This window comes from Pelagibius sp. CAU 1746, assembly GCF_039839785.1.
Classification (GTDB): Bacteria; Pseudomonadota; Alphaproteobacteria; order Kiloniellales; family Kiloniellaceae; genus Pelagibius.
The window spans coordinates 755,312-770,960 of sequence record NZ_JBDOQT010000002.1; the positions used below are offsets into that span (position 1 = coordinate 755,312).

A 15,649-nucleotide genomic window follows, 5' to 3' on the forward strand; every position below is an offset into this window, starting at 1 on the left:
GCTCCCGGAAGCGGGCTACTCGGCGGTGACGAAGTTGGGCGTCGGCAGCTCCACGCCGCCGCCGCCCTTGGCCCCGATCTCGTCCACCAGGGCGATCCAGGCCTCCAGGTCGAAATGCGCCGGTTTGCCGCCGAAGCAGTCCTGCTTCACCTGCGCGAAGAGGCCGCGGGCCAGGTCCAGGCGGTCCTGCCGGCCGTCCCAGGCGGTATCGCCGTTGAGGAGGTCCTCCGTCGCGGTGGAGAGCAGCGCCACCAAGGCGCCGTCGTAGGGATGCATCAACGGCATGACCCGCGGTACCGAGACCGGCCAGGCGGCGGGAACGGCCGGCGCGTCGTTCTGCCACGCCCAGATGGCGCGCAGCAGGCGCCAGTCCTTTTCCGCCGCCGCGTAGTCGCCCGCAGCATGGCACAGCCGCGCGCGCAGGTAGTGATAGGGCACCTCCACCAGGCGGTCCATGGCCGCCAGCTCGATGGCCGAGCCCAGCAGATGGATGGCGCCGGCGACCCCATCGCGATCTTCTTGCGCGGTGGGGCGGCGCCGCAGCAGTTCGCCCGCGGCATCGCGCGGGCGCGAGCGGGCGAGGCGGGCCCAGAGATAGCGCTCCAGCGAGACCTCCCAGTTGCGCCGCCCTCCGGTCTCGTAGTGGGTCACGCGGCGCAGGGTCGGGTCGGCCAGGGGGTTCAGTTCGAAACCCTGCCAGTCCACCTGCCAGCCGGCGTAGCTGCTGTGCGGGCTGGGCTGGCGGTCGCCGGTGGTCATCCAGACCTGATCGCGCCAGGGACGGCGCTGGGGATCGGCCAGCACGATACTGCCGAGCTGGCCGTAGACCTTGCGCGGCACACGCCCGAAGGCCCGCTCGGCGGCCAGAGGGTCCGGCGGATGGGACATGGCTTGGCGGATCTTCTCCAGGCTGCCGTCGCGGCTGGAGGCCAGCCAGTCGACGGCCCAGCCGGCATCGATCTTCTGGCGGCCGGCATCGGCCTCCAGCGCCGCGGAGACCGAATCGAAGCGCGCATGGGTCTCCAGCCACTTGCCGAAGGTCGGCGTGAAATGGTTGTCGTCCTCGTCGAAGAGACGCTCCATCATGTCGTGGTGCAGGAAGTGGTTGGTCTGGGCCACCGCCTCGCCCTCGTGCTTGGTGACGCGCACCCGCTCGCCGTTCACCTCGATACGGCGCACCTTGCCGGTCTTGGCGTCGGAAACAAAGAAGGTCCAGGCGGCGAAGTGGCGGGTGTCCTCGGCAATGGCGACCGCGTCGTCGACGCTGCCCGCCTCGCGCAGCATGCGCTGCTGCACGAAGGGCGCGATGTCGCCGTGGTCGAAGAGGAAGCCGCTCTCCACTTCCGTCGTCGACATCTGGTGCAGGGAGACCGCGATGCCGGCGTCGTTGAGGCCGCTGATGCCGCCGGGGTAGATCAGGCCGGCGGTGCCGAAGGCCGCGTACTTGTGCCAGGCGGCGTTGCCGCCGGTCTCGTCGAGCAGGGAGAGCACCGGCGCCTTGTTCCAATTGTAGAGATCTGCATCCAGGTTGCGCGCGTGAAGGTGCAGCCCGCCGGCGGCCAGCGGCGCCGGCACGGCAAAGCCGGTGCAGGCGAAGTCGACGCGATTGTCGGGCCCGCCCAGCGCCTGAAGTATGCGGGCCACGTCCTTCTGCTTGGCCTTGTCCTGCTTTGCGGACTCCAGGTAGTTCCGCGCCTCCGGATCGTCGAGGCGGGAGAGCACCAGGGCCAGCACGCCCGGGGCCTTGGCGGCACGCAGACCGGGAATGGAAAAGGCGTGCAGCACACCGTCGACGACATTGCCGACCTCGATGGCGACCAGCGCGTCACGCACCTCCAGGTCGGAAAACTTCGGACTGGGCCGGCCATCGCGGTAACCGGCGGCCAGGCCGTCCACGGCGTCACGGAATTCCTTGCTGGAATGGGCCAGCACCCGGTCGCTGTAGGCGCGGTAGAGGGCCGAGGCCACCTGGCTGAAGAGGCCGCTTTCCAGATTGACGCTGCGGGCGATGGTGGAGACGATCTCCGGAAAGGCGCCGCTCTCGATCTCCTGCGCCAGCAGGCGGCCATGATCGTAGGCCATGGCGGCGAAGCGCCCACGCTGCTTCAGGACGTAGAATGGCTGCCCGCCGATGGTCAGGCGGCGCAGGCCGCTCTCGGCCCGCCCCTCTCCAGCCGCCAAAGTCACCTCGGGCCGATCGAGGCCCACGATCTCGTCGCTCATCCGCTTTCTCCCCCTTCTTCCGCCGGCAGATCCGCCAAGGTGTGGCGGACAAGGTAGCAAAGAGCGCAGATCGCGGCCCGGTGCCGTGGGGGAAATCACAGTTAGAACACATTGCCTGGCTGGCGGCGCCCCTGGTCGCAGGCCCGGTCGCAGTATTGAGGCGGATCAATGCGGGCGCTGGCAAAACCCGGCCTCCTGCGCTAAATCCAACCTCCGAATTTCCAATTGAGCGAGAAAGACCTAACCCCATGACCCACGTTCCCCACGAGCTTCACGAAGAATTCCCCGAAGCCGGCGAGGCTCTGCACAAGCTGAAGATGGAGAACCCCCACTTCGCCAAGCTGGCCGACGCCTATCACGAGGTTAACCGGGAGATTCACCGTATCGAGGCGGACGTGGAAGCCGCCTCCGACGCCCGCACCGAGGATCTGAAGAAACGCCGCCTGGCCCTGAAGGACGAGATCGCCGGGATCATCCAGGCCGAAGGCTGAGCCCTCGCCGCCGCCCGCGTCGCTCCGGCCCAAAAACGAGGGCATCCGCGATGCCCTCGTTTTTTTCCGCGCTGCCGGCACCGGCTCCCGGGATCGGCCCCGCGGCCCGAAGGGGCCGCGGCTTGACGCTGCCGTCCACCGGCCGCACATTGCCCGGCACGGAACCGCGCCTCCTCGATCCAAGACGAAAGCCCACCCATGCTCGAAATCTGGTTCTCGCTCGGATACATCCTTCTGCTCGCCGTGCTGCTTTTCGCCTTCATCCTGTGGCGGTCGGGAGGCGTCGCCGCCTCGATCCTCGCCTTGGTGATCGGCATCGGATGCTGGACATGGTGGGAATACGCGCGGCCGACCTGGACCACGGGCTTCGTCAGCGGCACCGAGGTGCGCCGCACCGACCCCGACGCGCAAGGCAGGACCCGCGATGCGCAGTACGTCTATATGAGGAACCAGGCCGACGCCGGCGTCGAGCTGGAGAACGACGATTCCTGGTGGTGGTTCAAGCGCAACAGCGAAAGGGTGTTCAACGACGCCAAGACGGCGGAGGACCGCAAGACCGAGGTCACCGTGCTGTGGAACCGCTGGCGCTCGCAGCTCTTTTCCTGGCACCCCAACATCATCGCCATGGGCCCCGCCGGCTCCTGGCCGATCTGGTCATGGCGCACGCTGACGTTCTACGGCCTCTCCGTGGTCTTGTGGTTCTGCTATTTCTACGCCTTCGTCTGGCTGCACAGGCGGATCGACCGGATCTAGTCCGGGCTAAGCCCGCGCGTCGTAAGGACCGCCCGGCGTCAACGACAGGCCGGTGAGGGTACGGTCGAGATGGCGGCCGCGCCAGGCCAGCAGTCTTTCCGCCATGGCCACCCTCACCGCCTGGTAGCCGGCGGCCTCGACCACGTTGTGGAGCTCGTCGGGATCCTCCCGCAGATCGAAGAGCAGCGGCGGCAGCCCGGCGAAGTGAACGTACTTGTGGCGGTCGTCGCGGATAACGGCGAGCGAGCAGTCGTCCAGGTCGAGCCCCAGCGCCCTCTGGGGTCCGCCGCTCTCGACCTCCCGGAAATCGAATTCCCAATGCACTTCCCTGCGCCACTTCGCCGGCGTTTCGCCGCGCAGGAAGGGCTGCAGGGAGAGACCGTCGGCGGGCCCCTGCCGCCGGGCGGCCGTCGCTTCCAGCACCGTCGGCAGGACGTCGACCGCCTCGGTGAAGGCCGTGACCCGCGCGCCGAAGCCGTCCGGATGGCGCGGATCGCGGACGATCAGCGGGATATGGTAGGCCTGATCGAAGTAGCCGAACTTCCCCAGGGTCCAATGGTCCCCCATCATCTCGCCGTGGTCGGAGGTGAGGACGATGAGGGTGTCGTCCCAGGCCCCCGCGGCCTTCAGGCCCGCGACCAGGCGCCCGATCTGCCGGTCGACTTCCGAGATCATGCCCCAATAGGTGGCGCGCAGGTTGCGGAAGGCCTCCTCGGGCCAGTCCGCGACCGGACGGTCCTTCTCGCCGATGAAGCAGAAGCTGCTCCCCGCAGTGCGCTCCAGCCAGTAGGCCAGGTAGGGATGCTGGGCCGCCTCCGCCCCCGGCGAGGCGGCGCGGCGGAAACCCGGTCCCACCGCCGGGTCGTAGAGGGCATTGAAGGGCTCGGGCACCACGAAGGGCGGATGCGGGCGCAGGAAGGAGAGGTGGGCGCACCAGGGCGTGTCCTTGGGCTGGTCCGGCAACCAGTCGAGGAAGGCCTCGGTGAGAAAAGCCGTCTCGGTCTCGTCCTGGCCGAAGCGCGGCGGCTGCGTGCTCGGCAATTCGGGACGCCCCCCGGCGGGCACGAAGAGGTCCCAGGGATCGGCCGGCAGTTCGTGGCCGCGCGCCTCCATCCAGGCGAACCAGGCGGCGTTGTCCTCCGGCAGCTTCACCTCCGCGGTGAAGCCCGGCAGCACCTCCTCGTAGGTCGCCAGGCGCGGGTCGTCCGGCGCCGTCGTGCGCGGATCGACGGCCTGGTCGGTGTAGCCGAACAGCGCCGGCTTGTAACCCACGCGCCCCAGCGCCTTGGCGATGTTGTCGTGGCGGGCGTCCAGCGGCGTGCCGTTGCGCAGCACACGGTGGTTCATCTGATAGAGCCCGGTGTAGAGCGAGGCCCGGGCCGGCGAACAGGGCGCCGCCTGGGCGTAATGACGCAGGAAGCAAGTCCCCTCCGCCGCCAGGGCGTCGATGGCCGGGGTGCGGACGACCGGGTGGCCGGCCACGCCCAGGCAGTCGCCGCGCCACTGGTCGGCGGTGATCAGCAGGACATTCTGTGTCATCGCGCGGTCCGCCCGTGGCGGCCTCGCCCCGTTTCGGACGGCCGCGCCCGGCCGGGAAGTCCCGGCGCGGCCGGCAGCGGCCGGCCGCCGGTCGATCGTGGTTGCGAAGTCATAAGGCCCGCCGCTCGTCTTCCCTAAACCGCCATCCAGCCCGGAAGCTTAACCGAATCACCGGGAATTTAACCAGAAAGCAAGTTCTTGCTGGCTAAATCGCCCTCCGGAGGGAAAACATGCCGACCGCTTCCCGCAAAGGTTTCAACCACTTGGTCAAGCCGCCCGGCGACCGGCCGGGCGCGGGCGCGCTGCGCGCCGGCACCGCCGCCCTGGCTCTGGGCCTGCTGCTGGCGGTCAGCACCCTGCCGGTCTTCGCCGCCGCCGACCTGCCCGGCGAGGCCAGCGGCACCCTGGCCGCGGTCTTCGCGCCGGGCACCGACAAGGCTGCGGCCCTGGCCGCGGTCGCCGAGGCGGAGGGCCTGGTGGTCCGCGCCGGCGGCTGGGGGGCGGTCCTGATTGCCCACAGCGACGACGCCGGCTTTGCCGCGCGGCTGCGCCGCGCCGGCGCCCTGATGGTGGTCGATCCCCGCAGCGCCGCCGGCTGCCTGATTGCCGGCATCCAGCGGACCGCGGACCAGCAAGCGACACGTTAGCAACCCGAGCCACGGATAGGCCGAAAGATGCTCAAGACGATTGCCCCGGCGGCGATGAACGCCGCAACCGACGCCCCCGGCGACAAGGCCGAAGGCATCGCCGCCATCCGCCGGACCGCGGCCAAGTGGTCCAGCCTGCTGATCCTCGCCGTGGTGCCCGCCGTGGCCGCCACCGCCTGGCTGAACGGCAACCCCTGGCTGGCGCCGACCCTGGCGTCCCTGGTCGTGGCCGTCTTCGCGTTGGGGATCTGGAAGAGCATTGGCGGCGACGCCGCCGCGACCCGCTACGTCATCGCCGTCGCCACCGTGGTGCAGGTCTCCCTCATGGTCCTTGCCGCCGCCGGCCCCTGGCAGATCGACTTCCATATGATCTACTTCGCGGCCCTGGCCATGCTGGTCGCCTTCTGCGACTGGCGCACCATTCTGGTGGCCGCGGCGGCAACAGCAATCCATCACTTGAGCCTGAACTTCCTGATGCCTTGGGCGGTCTTCCCGGACGGCGCCAACTTCGCCCGCGTGGTCTTCCACGCGGTCATCGTCGTGCTGGAGGTCGTGGTGCTGATCCTGCTGAGCCACAAGCTGGTCAGTCTCTTCGACGGCGCCGCCGCGGCCGTCGCCAAGGCCGAGTCCGCCGCGGCGGAAACCGAGAAGCTGGGCCGCGAGCAGCAGGAGTTGCAGGCCCGCAGCGCGCGGGAGCGGCAGGAGTTGCTGCAATCCCTGGCCGACAGCTTCGAGGCCAAGGTGAAGGGCGCGGTGACGCAGATCCGCGCCTCCTTGGACGACATGCAGGGCGAAACCGGGATCATGCTGAAACGCGCCGAGGAGACCGAGGGCACGGCGACCCAGGTGGCCGACACCGCCGGCACCACCGCGGCGAAGATGGACACCATCGCCGGAGCCGTGACGGAGCTCTCCACCTCGGTCAGCGAGATCACCGCGCGGGTGCGCGAGACCGCCGACATCGCCTCCAAGGCCGAAGGCAAGACCGATATCACCACCGAACAGGTCGCCGAGCTGGCCGACGCGGTGGCCGGCATCTCGCAGGTCGTCGAACTGATCGCCGAGATTGCCGAGCAGACCAACCTGCTGGCCCTCAACGCCACCATCGAGGCGGCGCGCGCCGGCGAGGCCGGCAAGGGCTTCGCGGTGGTCGCCAGCGAGGTCAAGAACCTGGCCACCCAGACCGCCAAGGCGACCGAGGACATCACCGGACGCATCGAGAAAGTCCAGGGCTCGACCAAGACCACGGTCGACGCCATCGGCGAGATCCGCGGCATCATCAACCAGCTCAACGAGCACGCCGTGAAGATCGCCGGCGCGGTCGAGGAGCAGGACGCGACGACCCGCGACATCTCCCGCAACATTCAGGACGCCGCGGGCGGCAGCCGGGAGATGAACGGCGCCATGGCCTCGGTGCGGGAGAATTCCCAGACGACCAGCCAGTCGGTGAACAAGGTGATGGAGGCCTCGGCCCTCGTCAGCCGCCACACAGCGGAGCTGGACGGGAATCTCTCGGAGTTGCTGGACGGGCTGCGCGCCAACGGCGGTTGACCGCCTCTCCCCGCCCCCTCACCGCCGCCGCGCCGCCTGACCGCTTGCCTCGGGCGGCGCGTCTGCCTATGCCTAGTCGCCGGCGGCGAGCGCGGCGAGTCGCCGCTGTGCCACAGCGAAGGGAAACAGGCGGGCATGAAGGACGTGAACCGGGCTTGGCAACGCATGCTCTCCGGCCGGCGCCTCGACCTGCTGGACCCATCGCCCCTCGACATCGAGATCGAAGACATCGCACATGGCCTGGCCCGCGTGGCCCGCTGGAACGGCCAGACCAGCGGCGATTCGGCCTTCTCGGTGGCGCAACACAGCCTGCTGGTGGACGACATCGCCGGAGGCCTGCGCCCGAAGCTGGACGCCGCCGGGCACCTCTCGGCGGTGCTGCACGATGCCGCGGAATACGTCATCGGCGATCTCATCACTCCCTTCAAGTCCGCCGTCGGGGTCGACTACAAGGCCCTGGAGGCCCGGCTCATGACCGCGGTGCGCCTGCGCTTCGGCCTGCCGGCGCAAGAGCCGGAGGATTTGAAGACGCTGATCAAGCGCGCGGACCGGATCGCCGCCTATCTGGAAGCGACGCAGCTCGCCGGTTTCTCACCCAGCGAGGCGCGCCGCCTCTTCGGCCATCACAAGCGCTTCGACGGCATCGCGTTGAAGCCTTGGCCGGCGGGAAAAGCGAAGCGGCTTTTCATGGATCGCTGCAACACCCTCGCAAAAGGCTTATAATCAATTCATCGGGATGCTAACCTGTGCGTGGGAGAGGTTGGGGACTCTTCCACGAGGAGTCGCAACCAGGGGGAGAGCCCGACCCGGAACATCTCCGCTTGGGAGACGAAGGGCGCGGGGACGACGTACATGCCATTCGCAGACAGCCTTGACGAACCCCAAAACAAACCCCTGGGCGCGGAGCCGCCTGCCTGCCGGGTCAAGCAGCGCGTCCCTGGCAGCCCTCTTCGCGGCGCGACCGCTCCCCTCGACAGAGCGGTATCCTGTCTTCCGGCCGGCCGTTCCGGGAAAGTCAGGACGCATTCATGACACCGCCTTGCCGTGAAGGCTCCCGCCCGACCCCGCTGCCGACAGCCGACCTATGCAGTGCCCCGCGGCAAGAACTCTTGTCGTGCCTCAAGGAAATTTCAGCTTCGAACAGGTCGCCGTGGGACGACCTGCGGAGCGATGTCCGCAGCTATGTGAGCCGGGAGTTTCCAAGGGCGACATGCATCGGGTGAGTCACAGAAGGGCAGCGAACCAGGCCGTGGGCCCGCTGCGGGTCACGGCGGACTTCGAGTTCGTTTCGCCCGTGCTGGCGGAAGCCATGGCGTATTGGCTGGAAATCAAGGGCGACGCACCCTTTCCCCGGCGCGGCGACCTGGTGCCGGAGAGATTCGTAACGCTGTGGCCCCACATGCTCATGGTCGACGTCATCGACGGCGGCCAGGACTACTTCCTGCGCCTTTTCGGTCAGAAACTCGTCGACTCCTATGGCGAGCAGACGGGACGCCGCTCTTCGGAAGCCAAAGTGCCGGAACTGGTGCGCCAGCGTTCCAAGCAGCTCTTCGACTTCTGCGTGGTTCACGCCACTCCGACCTATGCCTATTGGCCCGAAACCGGGAGCAAGCGGCGCACCTTGATCGATGTCGAAGCCCTCTGCCTGCCGCTGTCGAGCGACGGAAGGTCGCTGGATCGCCTCATGTCTCTCAATGTAAACTCGCGCCGAGAGAAGAAGGACAAGTAGCCGCCGGGTCCGCGCCGCCAGCGGACCAACCGAAGGCGGCTGCGAAAGGAACCCGCAAACCGTGCTTTCGACTTTTCCGGAGCCCTCGATGCTCCTCGGGATCGCCGCGCTTTCCCTGCTGATCTGGATCTACCTGCTGAGCCTGCGCGGCGGGTTCTGGCGCTCGGCCGAACGGCTGACCCCTGCCCCGGAGCCGCAGGACTCCCGGCCGGGCGGCGCCTGGCCCGCCGTCACCGCCGTCGTGCCGGCGCGTAACGAGGCCGAGGTCATCGCCGAGAGCCTGACCTCGCTGCTGGAGCAGGACTATCCCGGCAGCCTGACGGTGCTGCTGGTCGACGACCACAGCGACGACGACACGGCGGCCCTCGCCCGCGCGGCGGCGGCGCGCAGCCGCCATCCCGAGCGTTTCGAGCTGCTGCGCGCCGAGGCCCTGCCACCGGGTTGGACCGGGAAACTCTGGGCCCTGCAGCAGGGAGCTCAGGCCGCCGGGGCGGCGAGCGACTTCCTGTGGTTCAGCGACGCCGACATCCACCAGCCGCCGGATACGCTGCGCCGCCTGGTCGCCAAGGCGGAGGCCGAGCGGCGCGACATGGTCTCCCTCATGGTCGCGCTGACCTGCCAGAGTTTTTGGGAGCGCCTGCTGATTCCCCCCTTCATCTACTTCTTCCAGAAGCTCTATCCCTTCGCCTGGGTGAAGGATCCCGGGGCGAAGACCGCGGCGGCGGCGGGCGGCTGCATCCTGCTGCGCCGCGCGGCCCTGCAGCGCGTCGGCGGTGTGGCGGCGATCCGCGACGCCCTGATCGACGACTGCTCCCTCGCCGCCGCGGTGAAGGCCAGCCGCCCACCGGAAAGCGGCGGCATCTGGCTGGGCCTGGCGGAGGGCGCCCGTTCGATCCGCCCCTACAGCGGACTGGGGGCGATCTGGAACATGGTGGCGCGCACCGCCTACACCCAGCTTCACCACTCCCCGCTGCTGCTCGCCGGCACGCTGGCCGGCATGGCGCTCACCTACCTGGCGCCGCCGCTGCTGCTGCTCGCCGCGCCCTGGCACCAGCAGCCCTGGACGGCGCTCCTCGCCGGCTTGACCTGGCTGCTGATGAGCCTCTCTCTGCTGCCGACGCTCCGGCTCTACCGCCAGCCCTGGTGGATTGCGCCTTTGCTGCCGCTGGCCGCTGGCCTATACAGCGCCATGACGTTCGATTCGGCCTGGCGTCACTGGCGCGGCGTCGGCGGCCAGTGGAAGGGCCGCGTCCAGGGCCGCCACGCGGGTTAGACCCCGGCACCTTTGGCTCACCCGTCCCTGCCCGTCTATGATTGAGGCTGATGACTGACACAGGCGAAAACACCGCGGGAGTCGAGACACCGTCGGGCAAGGGCGCGGCGGACGAGAACTTCCCCGTCGGCTCCTGGCTGCTGCCGGCGGCGCTGCGCCCGCATGTCGCGACCTACTATGCCTTCGCCCGCGCCATCGACGACATCGCCGACAACCCGGATCTCGCGCCCGAGGACAAGATCGCCCGCCTCTCCGCCTTCGAGGCGGAACTCACCGACCCCGCGGCCTGCTCCGCCGCCTCACCGCGGCCCGGCCTGGAAAAGGCGGCGCGCCTGCGCGAGAGCCTGGCCGCAACAAAGGTCACGGCGGCGCGCGGCACGGACCTCGTCGCCGCCTTCAAGCAAGACGCAGTGAAGGGACGCTACGCCGACTGGGGCGAGCTGCTCGGCTATTGCCGGCTCTCGGCCAATCCGGTCGGCCGCTACCTGCTGGACCTGCACGGCGAGGACCCGGCGGGCTACGGCGCCTCCGACGCGCTCTGCACCGCCCTGCAGATCCTCAATCACCTGCAGGACTGCCAAGACGACTACCACGAGCTCGACCGGGTCTACCTGCCCGGCGACTGGCTGGCCGCCGAGGGCCTGGACGTCACGGTGCTGGACTTGACGGCAAGCCCGGCCGGTTTCCGCCGGCTGCTGGACCGCTGCCTGGACGGGGTCGATGTCCTGCTGGAGGACGCCGAGACCCTGCCGGGCCGGCTGCGCTGCGCGCGCCTGGCCATGGAATCGGCGGTCATCGTGCAACTGGCCAGGCGGCTGACGGTCCTGCTGCGCCGAGGCGATCCCCTGGCCGGGCGCGTCGCCCTCAGCCGCGCCGACTTCATTGTCTGCGGCCTCAAGGGCGTGCTGGGCGTACAGTTCGCGCGCCTCTTCGGACGCCATCAGCCGGCAGATCAACGGGGATGAGCGGCGGATGAGGGCGCAGGCATGACGACCGCGGCGACGATCGAAACCGCGCAGGCTCACGTGCGCGAGGTGGCGACCCGCTCCGACTCCTCCTTCCTGTGGGGCATGCGCCTGCTGCCGCGCCCGCGCCGCGAGGCCATGTACGCCATCTACGCCTTCTGCCGCGAGGTCGACGACATCGCCGACGAGGACGGCACGCTGGCGCAAAAACAGCAAGCGCTCGCCGCCTGGCGCGAGGAGATCGAACGCCTCTATGCCGGTGCGCCAAGCCGCCCCACGGCCAAGGCGCTGCTGCGGCCGCTGCGCGACTACGGCCTGCCCAAGGACGAATTCCTGGCCATCATCGACGGCATGGAGATGGACGCCCGCGAGGATATCCGCGCGCCCAGCCTGGCCGACTTCCGCCTCTACTGCCGCCGCGTCGCCGGAGCGGTGGGAGTGCTGTCGGTGCACGCCTTCGGCGCCACGGAGCCGGAAGCGCGCGAGCTGGCGCTGGCCGAGGGCGACGCCCTGCAGTTCACCAATATCCTGCGCGACCTGGCCGAGGACGCCCGGCGCGGCCGCCTCTATCTGCCGCGCGAGCTGCTGCAACGCCACGGCATCGACTCGACCGACCCCATGACGGTGCTGGCCGACCCGCGCCTGCCGGCGGCCTGCCGCGACCTTGCCGCCCTGGCCGAAGAACGCTTCGCGGAGGCCGAGCGCCTCATGCTCCGCTGCGCCCGCGGCCCCATGCGTCCGGCCCGCATCATGCTGGCGATCTACCGCCGCCTGCTGACCCGCCTGGAGCGGGACGACTGGCGGGACGTCACGGCGCGGGTCAGCCTGCCCAAGGCGGAGAAGCTCTGGATCGCCTTGAGGAGCTGCTTCTAGGTCATGAACGGACCCATCTCCCGCGATCGCCCTTCTCCGGGGCGCGTGCACGTCGTCGGCGCCGGTCTTGCCGGGCTGTCGGCGGCCCTGCGGCTGGGCAAACTGGGCCGCCCGGTCACGCTCTACGAAGCCGCCGCTCAAGCCGGCGGGCGCTGCCGCTCCTACGTCGACGCCAAGCTGGAGCGCAGCATCGACAACGGTAATCACCTGCTGCTGGCAGCCAACACCGCTGCGCTGGATTTCGTTGCGGAGATCGGCGCCAGCGACACCCTGGCGCAGCCGGCCCGCACCGCCTTTCCCTTTCTCGACCTTGCCAGCGGCGAAAGCTGGACCGTCGCGCCCAGCAGCGGCCCCATCCCCTGGTGGATCTTCAGCGCCGCCAAGCGCATCCCCGGCACCGCGGCCGGCGATTACCTCGCGGCCTGGAAGTTGGCCTTCGCCGGCGCGGACGACACCGTCGCCGACTGTCTCGGCGACCGCGGCCCTCTGTGGGAGCGTTTCTGGGTGCCGCTGACCATTGCGGCGCTCAATACCCATCCGCGGGAGGCCTCCGCCCGGCTGCTGTGGATGGTGGTGCGGGAATCCTTCGCCAAGGGCGCCGCCGCCTGCCGCCCTTTTATCGCCAAGCAGGGCCTCAGCCAGACCTTCGTCGACCCGGCCCTGGCGGCCATCCGCGCGCAGGGCGGCAAAATCGCCTTCGGCCGGCGCCTGCGCGCCCTGAGCTTCGAGGGCGAGCGCGTCGCCGCGCTGGACTTCGGCGAACAGCGGGTGGCGGTCGCCCCGGGTGAAACCGTGGTGATCGCGCTGCCGCCGGCGGGTGCCGCCGACCTGCTGCCCGGCCTGCAGGCGCCGCGCGACGCCAGGCCGATCGTCAACGCTCATATCCGCCTGCCCGAAGGCGCCACGCCGCGCCGCCGGCTGGCGCCCGACCTGCCGATCCTGGGCCTGGTGGGCGGCGCCACCGACTGGCTGTTCCTGCGCGGCGACGTGGTGAGCCTGACGGCCAGCGCCGCCGAGGAGCTGGCCGAGCGCCCGGCCGAGGAGGTCGCGGCGCTGCTGTGGCGCGACACCGCCCAAGCCCTCGGCCTGTCCCCGGACCTGTCCCCGGGCCTGGACCCGCAGGCCGCGCCGGTGATCCGCATCATCAAGGAAAAGCGGGCCACCCTGGCCCAGACCCCGGCGGCCTTGAAGCTGCGGCCCGGCCCGCGCACCCGCTGGACCAACCTGGCGCTGGCCGGCGACTGGACCGATACCGGCTATCCCGCGACCATCGAATCGGCGGTGCGCTCCGGCGCCGCCGCCGCCCGGTTGCTCGTGACGCCGTGACGCCCGCCGCGCCTGGGGCTTGCCAGGGGCCCCACCCTTGGTCAGAATTCCCATTAAGGGCCGCTGATTCGCAGGCGGCCGGGGGGAACAAAGACAGCTTCGGGGAGTCGACAGGGAATTGGGATCCATTGCATGAGGCCGAGCGCCTGAGACCGAGATGACCAGCAGTACCGTCGCCAGAGACCCCAACGCCCCCGCCGCGCGCCCCTGTACACCCTGTCAGCCCGCGCCCTTGCCCGACCTCGACGCCGTCGACGCCCTTGTCGGCGAGATGCGGGCCGCGCTGCAGGCGGAGCAGCGCCCGGACGGCCATTGGCTCTTCGAGCTGGAGGCCGACGCCACCATCCCCGCAGAGTACATCTTCCTGCAGCACTTCCTGGGGCAGGTCGATACCCCGAAGTTCCGCGAGCTCGAGCCCAAACTGGCCAAGCATCTGCGCGCCATCCAAGGCGCGCACGGCGGCTGGCCGTTGTTTCACGACGGGGATCTGGACATCTCCGCCAGCGTGAAGGCCTACTTCGCCCTGAAGCTGGCCGGCGACGACCCCGAAGCGCCGCACATGCTGCGTGCCCGCACGGCCATCCTGGCCGTCGGCGGCGCCGCGCAATCCAACGTCTTCACCCGGATCGCCCTGGCCCTCTTCGGCCAGGTGCCCTGGCGCGCGGTGCCGGAAATGCCGGTCGAGATCATGCTGCTGCCGCGCTGGTTCCCCTTCCACCTGTCGAAGGTGTCCTACTGGTCGCGCACGGTGATCGCGCCGCTGCTCATCGTCATGGACAAGAAGCCGGAGGCGGCGAACCCGCGCGGCGTCGATATCCGCGAGCTCTTCGTCGAAGCGCCCGAGCACGCGCACTACCAGATGAACGCGACCGGAAGTCCCCTGGGCGCGATCTTCGCCGGCATCGACCGGGTGCTGCGCCTCAGCGACCCGCTGCGCCCACGCGCCAAGCGCCAGAAGGCGATCCACGCGGCCATGGAGTTCGTCAAGGAGCGCCTGAACGGCGAGGACGGCCTGGGCGGTATCTTCCCGGCCATGGCCAATGCCGCCATGGCCTTTCACGCGCTGGGCTATGACTGGAACGACCGGGACTACAGCCTGACCCGCGAGGCCATCGACCGCCTGCTGTTCCACCGCCGCGACGGCAGCGTCACCTGCCAGCCCTGCCTGTCGCCGATCTGGGACACCTGCCTGGCCGCCCACGCGATGCTGGAAGCCGGCGAGCCGGGCGGCAGCGACACCTTCACCCGCGCCTTCGACTGGCTGCTGGAGCGCGAGATCACCGAGGTGCGCGGCGACTGGGCCTGGCGCCGCGCCGAGGCGCCGGTCGGCGGCTGGCCCTTCCAGTACAACAACGCCCACTATCCCGACGTGGACGACACGGCGGTGGTGGTCATGGCGATGGACCGTGCCGGCTCCGAGGCCAGCAAAGGGGCGATGGAACGCGCCGCCAAGTGGGTCATCGCCATGCAGAGCAAGAACGGCGGCTGGGGCGCCTTCGACGCGGACAACGCCTTCGAATACCTGAACCACATCCCCTTCGCCGACCACGGCGCCCTGCTGGACCCGCCGACGGTGGACGTTTCGGCGCGCTGCCTTTCCATGCTGGCGCAGCTCGGCTACGGGCGCGACAACACCGTGGTGCGCCGCGGCCTGGACTACGTGCGCCGCGAGCAGGAAGAAGACGGCTCCTGGTACGGGCGCTGGGGTGTCAACTACGTCTATGGCACCTGGTCGGTGCTCTGCGCCCTCAATGCCTGCGGCGAGGACATGCAGGCGCCCTACGTGCGCAAGGCCGTGAACTGGCTGAAGGACCGCCAGCAGCCGGACGGCGGCTGGGGCGAGGACTGCGCGACCTACTGGCTGGAGCGGCGCGACGAGGCAAAGGCCTCGACCGCCTCGCAGACCGCCTGGGCGCTGCTCGGCCTGATGGCCGCCGGCGAGGTGGAGAGCGATGCCGTCAAGCGCGGCGTCGCCTACCTGCAGGGCCTGCCGCGCGAGGGCGCACGCTGGGCCGAGGACTACTGGACCGGCAACGGTTTCCCGCGGGTCTTCTACCTGAAGTACCACGGCTACAGCGCCTACTTCCCGCTCTGGGCCCTGGCGCGCTACCGCAACCTGATGCGCAGCAACGAGCGACGCGTCAGCCACGGCATGTAGCCCGGAATTCTCAGGCTATGGCGGGCGTCACGGAGGCGAATTTGCCGACAGGCAAGGAAAGACGCGAAGAGCGTATCGGCAATACGGTCGAGCGGCTTGACGCCGCCTGTCGGCAAATTCG

At 69.7% G+C, this 15,649-nt stretch carries 13 protein-coding genes; 11 read left to right on the forward strand and 2 right to left on the reverse strand.

The window, feature by feature from the left end; translation table 11 throughout:
- Positions 1 to 15: 15 nt before the first annotated feature.
- Positions 16 to 2,223: a C45 family autoproteolytic acyltransferase/hydolase gene (locus AAFN88_RS20335; protein WP_347522519.1), complete on the reverse strand. Its 2,208-nt coding sequence runs from the start codon at positions 2,221 to 2,223 to the stop codon at positions 16 to 18.
- Between the two features lie 248 nt (positions 2,224 to 2,471).
- On the opposite strand from AAFN88_RS20335, the gene AAFN88_RS20340 reads away from it, so the two are divergent.
- Positions 2,472 to 2,714 carry a DUF465 domain-containing protein gene (locus AAFN88_RS20340; RefSeq protein ID WP_347522521.1) on the forward strand — a complete coding sequence of 81 codons (243 nt, stop codon included), beginning with the start codon at positions 2,472 to 2,474 and terminating at the stop codon, positions 2,712 to 2,714.
- Positions 2,715 to 2,912: 198 nt separating this feature from the next.
- Positions 2,913 to 3,467 carry a DUF1523 family protein gene (locus tag AAFN88_RS20345; protein ID WP_347522522.1) on the forward strand — a complete coding sequence of 185 codons (555 nt, stop codon included), beginning with the start codon at positions 2,913 to 2,915 and terminating at the stop codon, positions 3,465 to 3,467.
- 6 nt (positions 3,468 to 3,473) lie between these two features.
- Here AAFN88_RS20345 and AAFN88_RS20350 read toward each other — a convergent pair whose 3' ends face one another.
- The gene (locus AAFN88_RS20350) at positions 3,474 to 5,006 is read right to left on the reverse strand and encodes an alkaline phosphatase family protein (RefSeq protein WP_347522523.1); all 1,533 of its coding nucleotides are present in this window, start codon (positions 5,004 to 5,006) and stop codon (positions 3,474 to 3,476) included.
- 230 nt (positions 5,007 to 5,236) lie between these two features.
- Between AAFN88_RS20350 and AAFN88_RS20355 the strand changes: the two genes are divergently transcribed.
- The 9 genes from AAFN88_RS20355 to shc all read left to right on the forward strand — a co-directional run bounded on the left by AAFN88_RS20355 (position 5,237) and on the right by shc (position 15,528).
- A complete protein-coding gene (locus AAFN88_RS20355; protein WP_347522524.1) occupies positions 5,237 to 5,653 on the forward strand; it encodes a hypothetical protein in 417 nt (138 codons plus the stop codon).
- Between the two features lie 27 nt (positions 5,654 to 5,680).
- Positions 5,681 to 7,204 (forward strand): methyl-accepting chemotaxis protein, encoded by a 1,524-nt coding sequence (locus AAFN88_RS20360; RefSeq protein ID WP_347522525.1) that lies wholly within the window; start codon positions 5,681 to 5,683, stop codon positions 7,202 to 7,204.
- A 135-nt stretch (positions 7,205 to 7,339) separates the two neighbouring features.
- Entirely contained in the window at positions 7,340 to 7,927 is a 588-nt protein-coding gene (locus tag AAFN88_RS20365) for an HD family hydrolase (RefSeq protein WP_347522526.1), read from the forward strand.
- Positions 7,928 to 8,423: 496 nt separating this feature from the next.
- A complete protein-coding gene (locus AAFN88_RS20370) occupies positions 8,424 to 8,933 on the forward strand; it encodes a PAS domain-containing protein (protein WP_347522527.1) in 510 nt (169 codons plus the stop codon).
- An 88-nt stretch (positions 8,934 to 9,021) separates the two neighbouring features.
- The gene (locus AAFN88_RS20375; protein WP_347522528.1) at positions 9,022 to 10,206 is read left to right on the forward strand and encodes a glycosyltransferase; all 1,185 of its coding nucleotides are present in this window, start codon (positions 9,022 to 9,024) and stop codon (positions 10,204 to 10,206) included.
- Positions 10,207 to 10,256: 50 nt separating this feature from the next.
- On the forward strand, positions 10,257 to 11,171 hold the full coding sequence (gene hpnC, locus AAFN88_RS20380) for a squalene synthase HpnC (protein ID WP_347522529.1): 915 nt from the start codon (positions 10,257 to 10,259) through the stop codon (positions 11,169 to 11,171).
- 21 nt (positions 11,172 to 11,192) lie between these two features.
- A complete protein-coding gene (gene hpnD, locus AAFN88_RS20385; RefSeq protein WP_347522530.1) occupies positions 11,193 to 12,044 on the forward strand; it encodes a presqualene diphosphate synthase HpnD in 852 nt (283 codons plus the stop codon).
- A 3-nt stretch (positions 12,045 to 12,047) separates the two neighbouring features.
- On the forward strand, positions 12,048 to 13,370 hold the full coding sequence (gene hpnE, locus AAFN88_RS20390; RefSeq protein WP_347522531.1) for a hydroxysqualene dehydroxylase HpnE: 1,323 nt from the start codon (positions 12,048 to 12,050) through the stop codon (positions 13,368 to 13,370).
- Positions 13,371 to 13,527: 157 nt separating this feature from the next.
- On the forward strand, positions 13,528 to 15,528 hold the full coding sequence (gene shc / locus AAFN88_RS20395) for a squalene--hopene cyclase (protein ID WP_347522532.1): 2,001 nt from the start codon (positions 13,528 to 13,530) through the stop codon (positions 15,526 to 15,528).
- Positions 15,529 to 15,649: the final 121 nt, after the last annotated feature.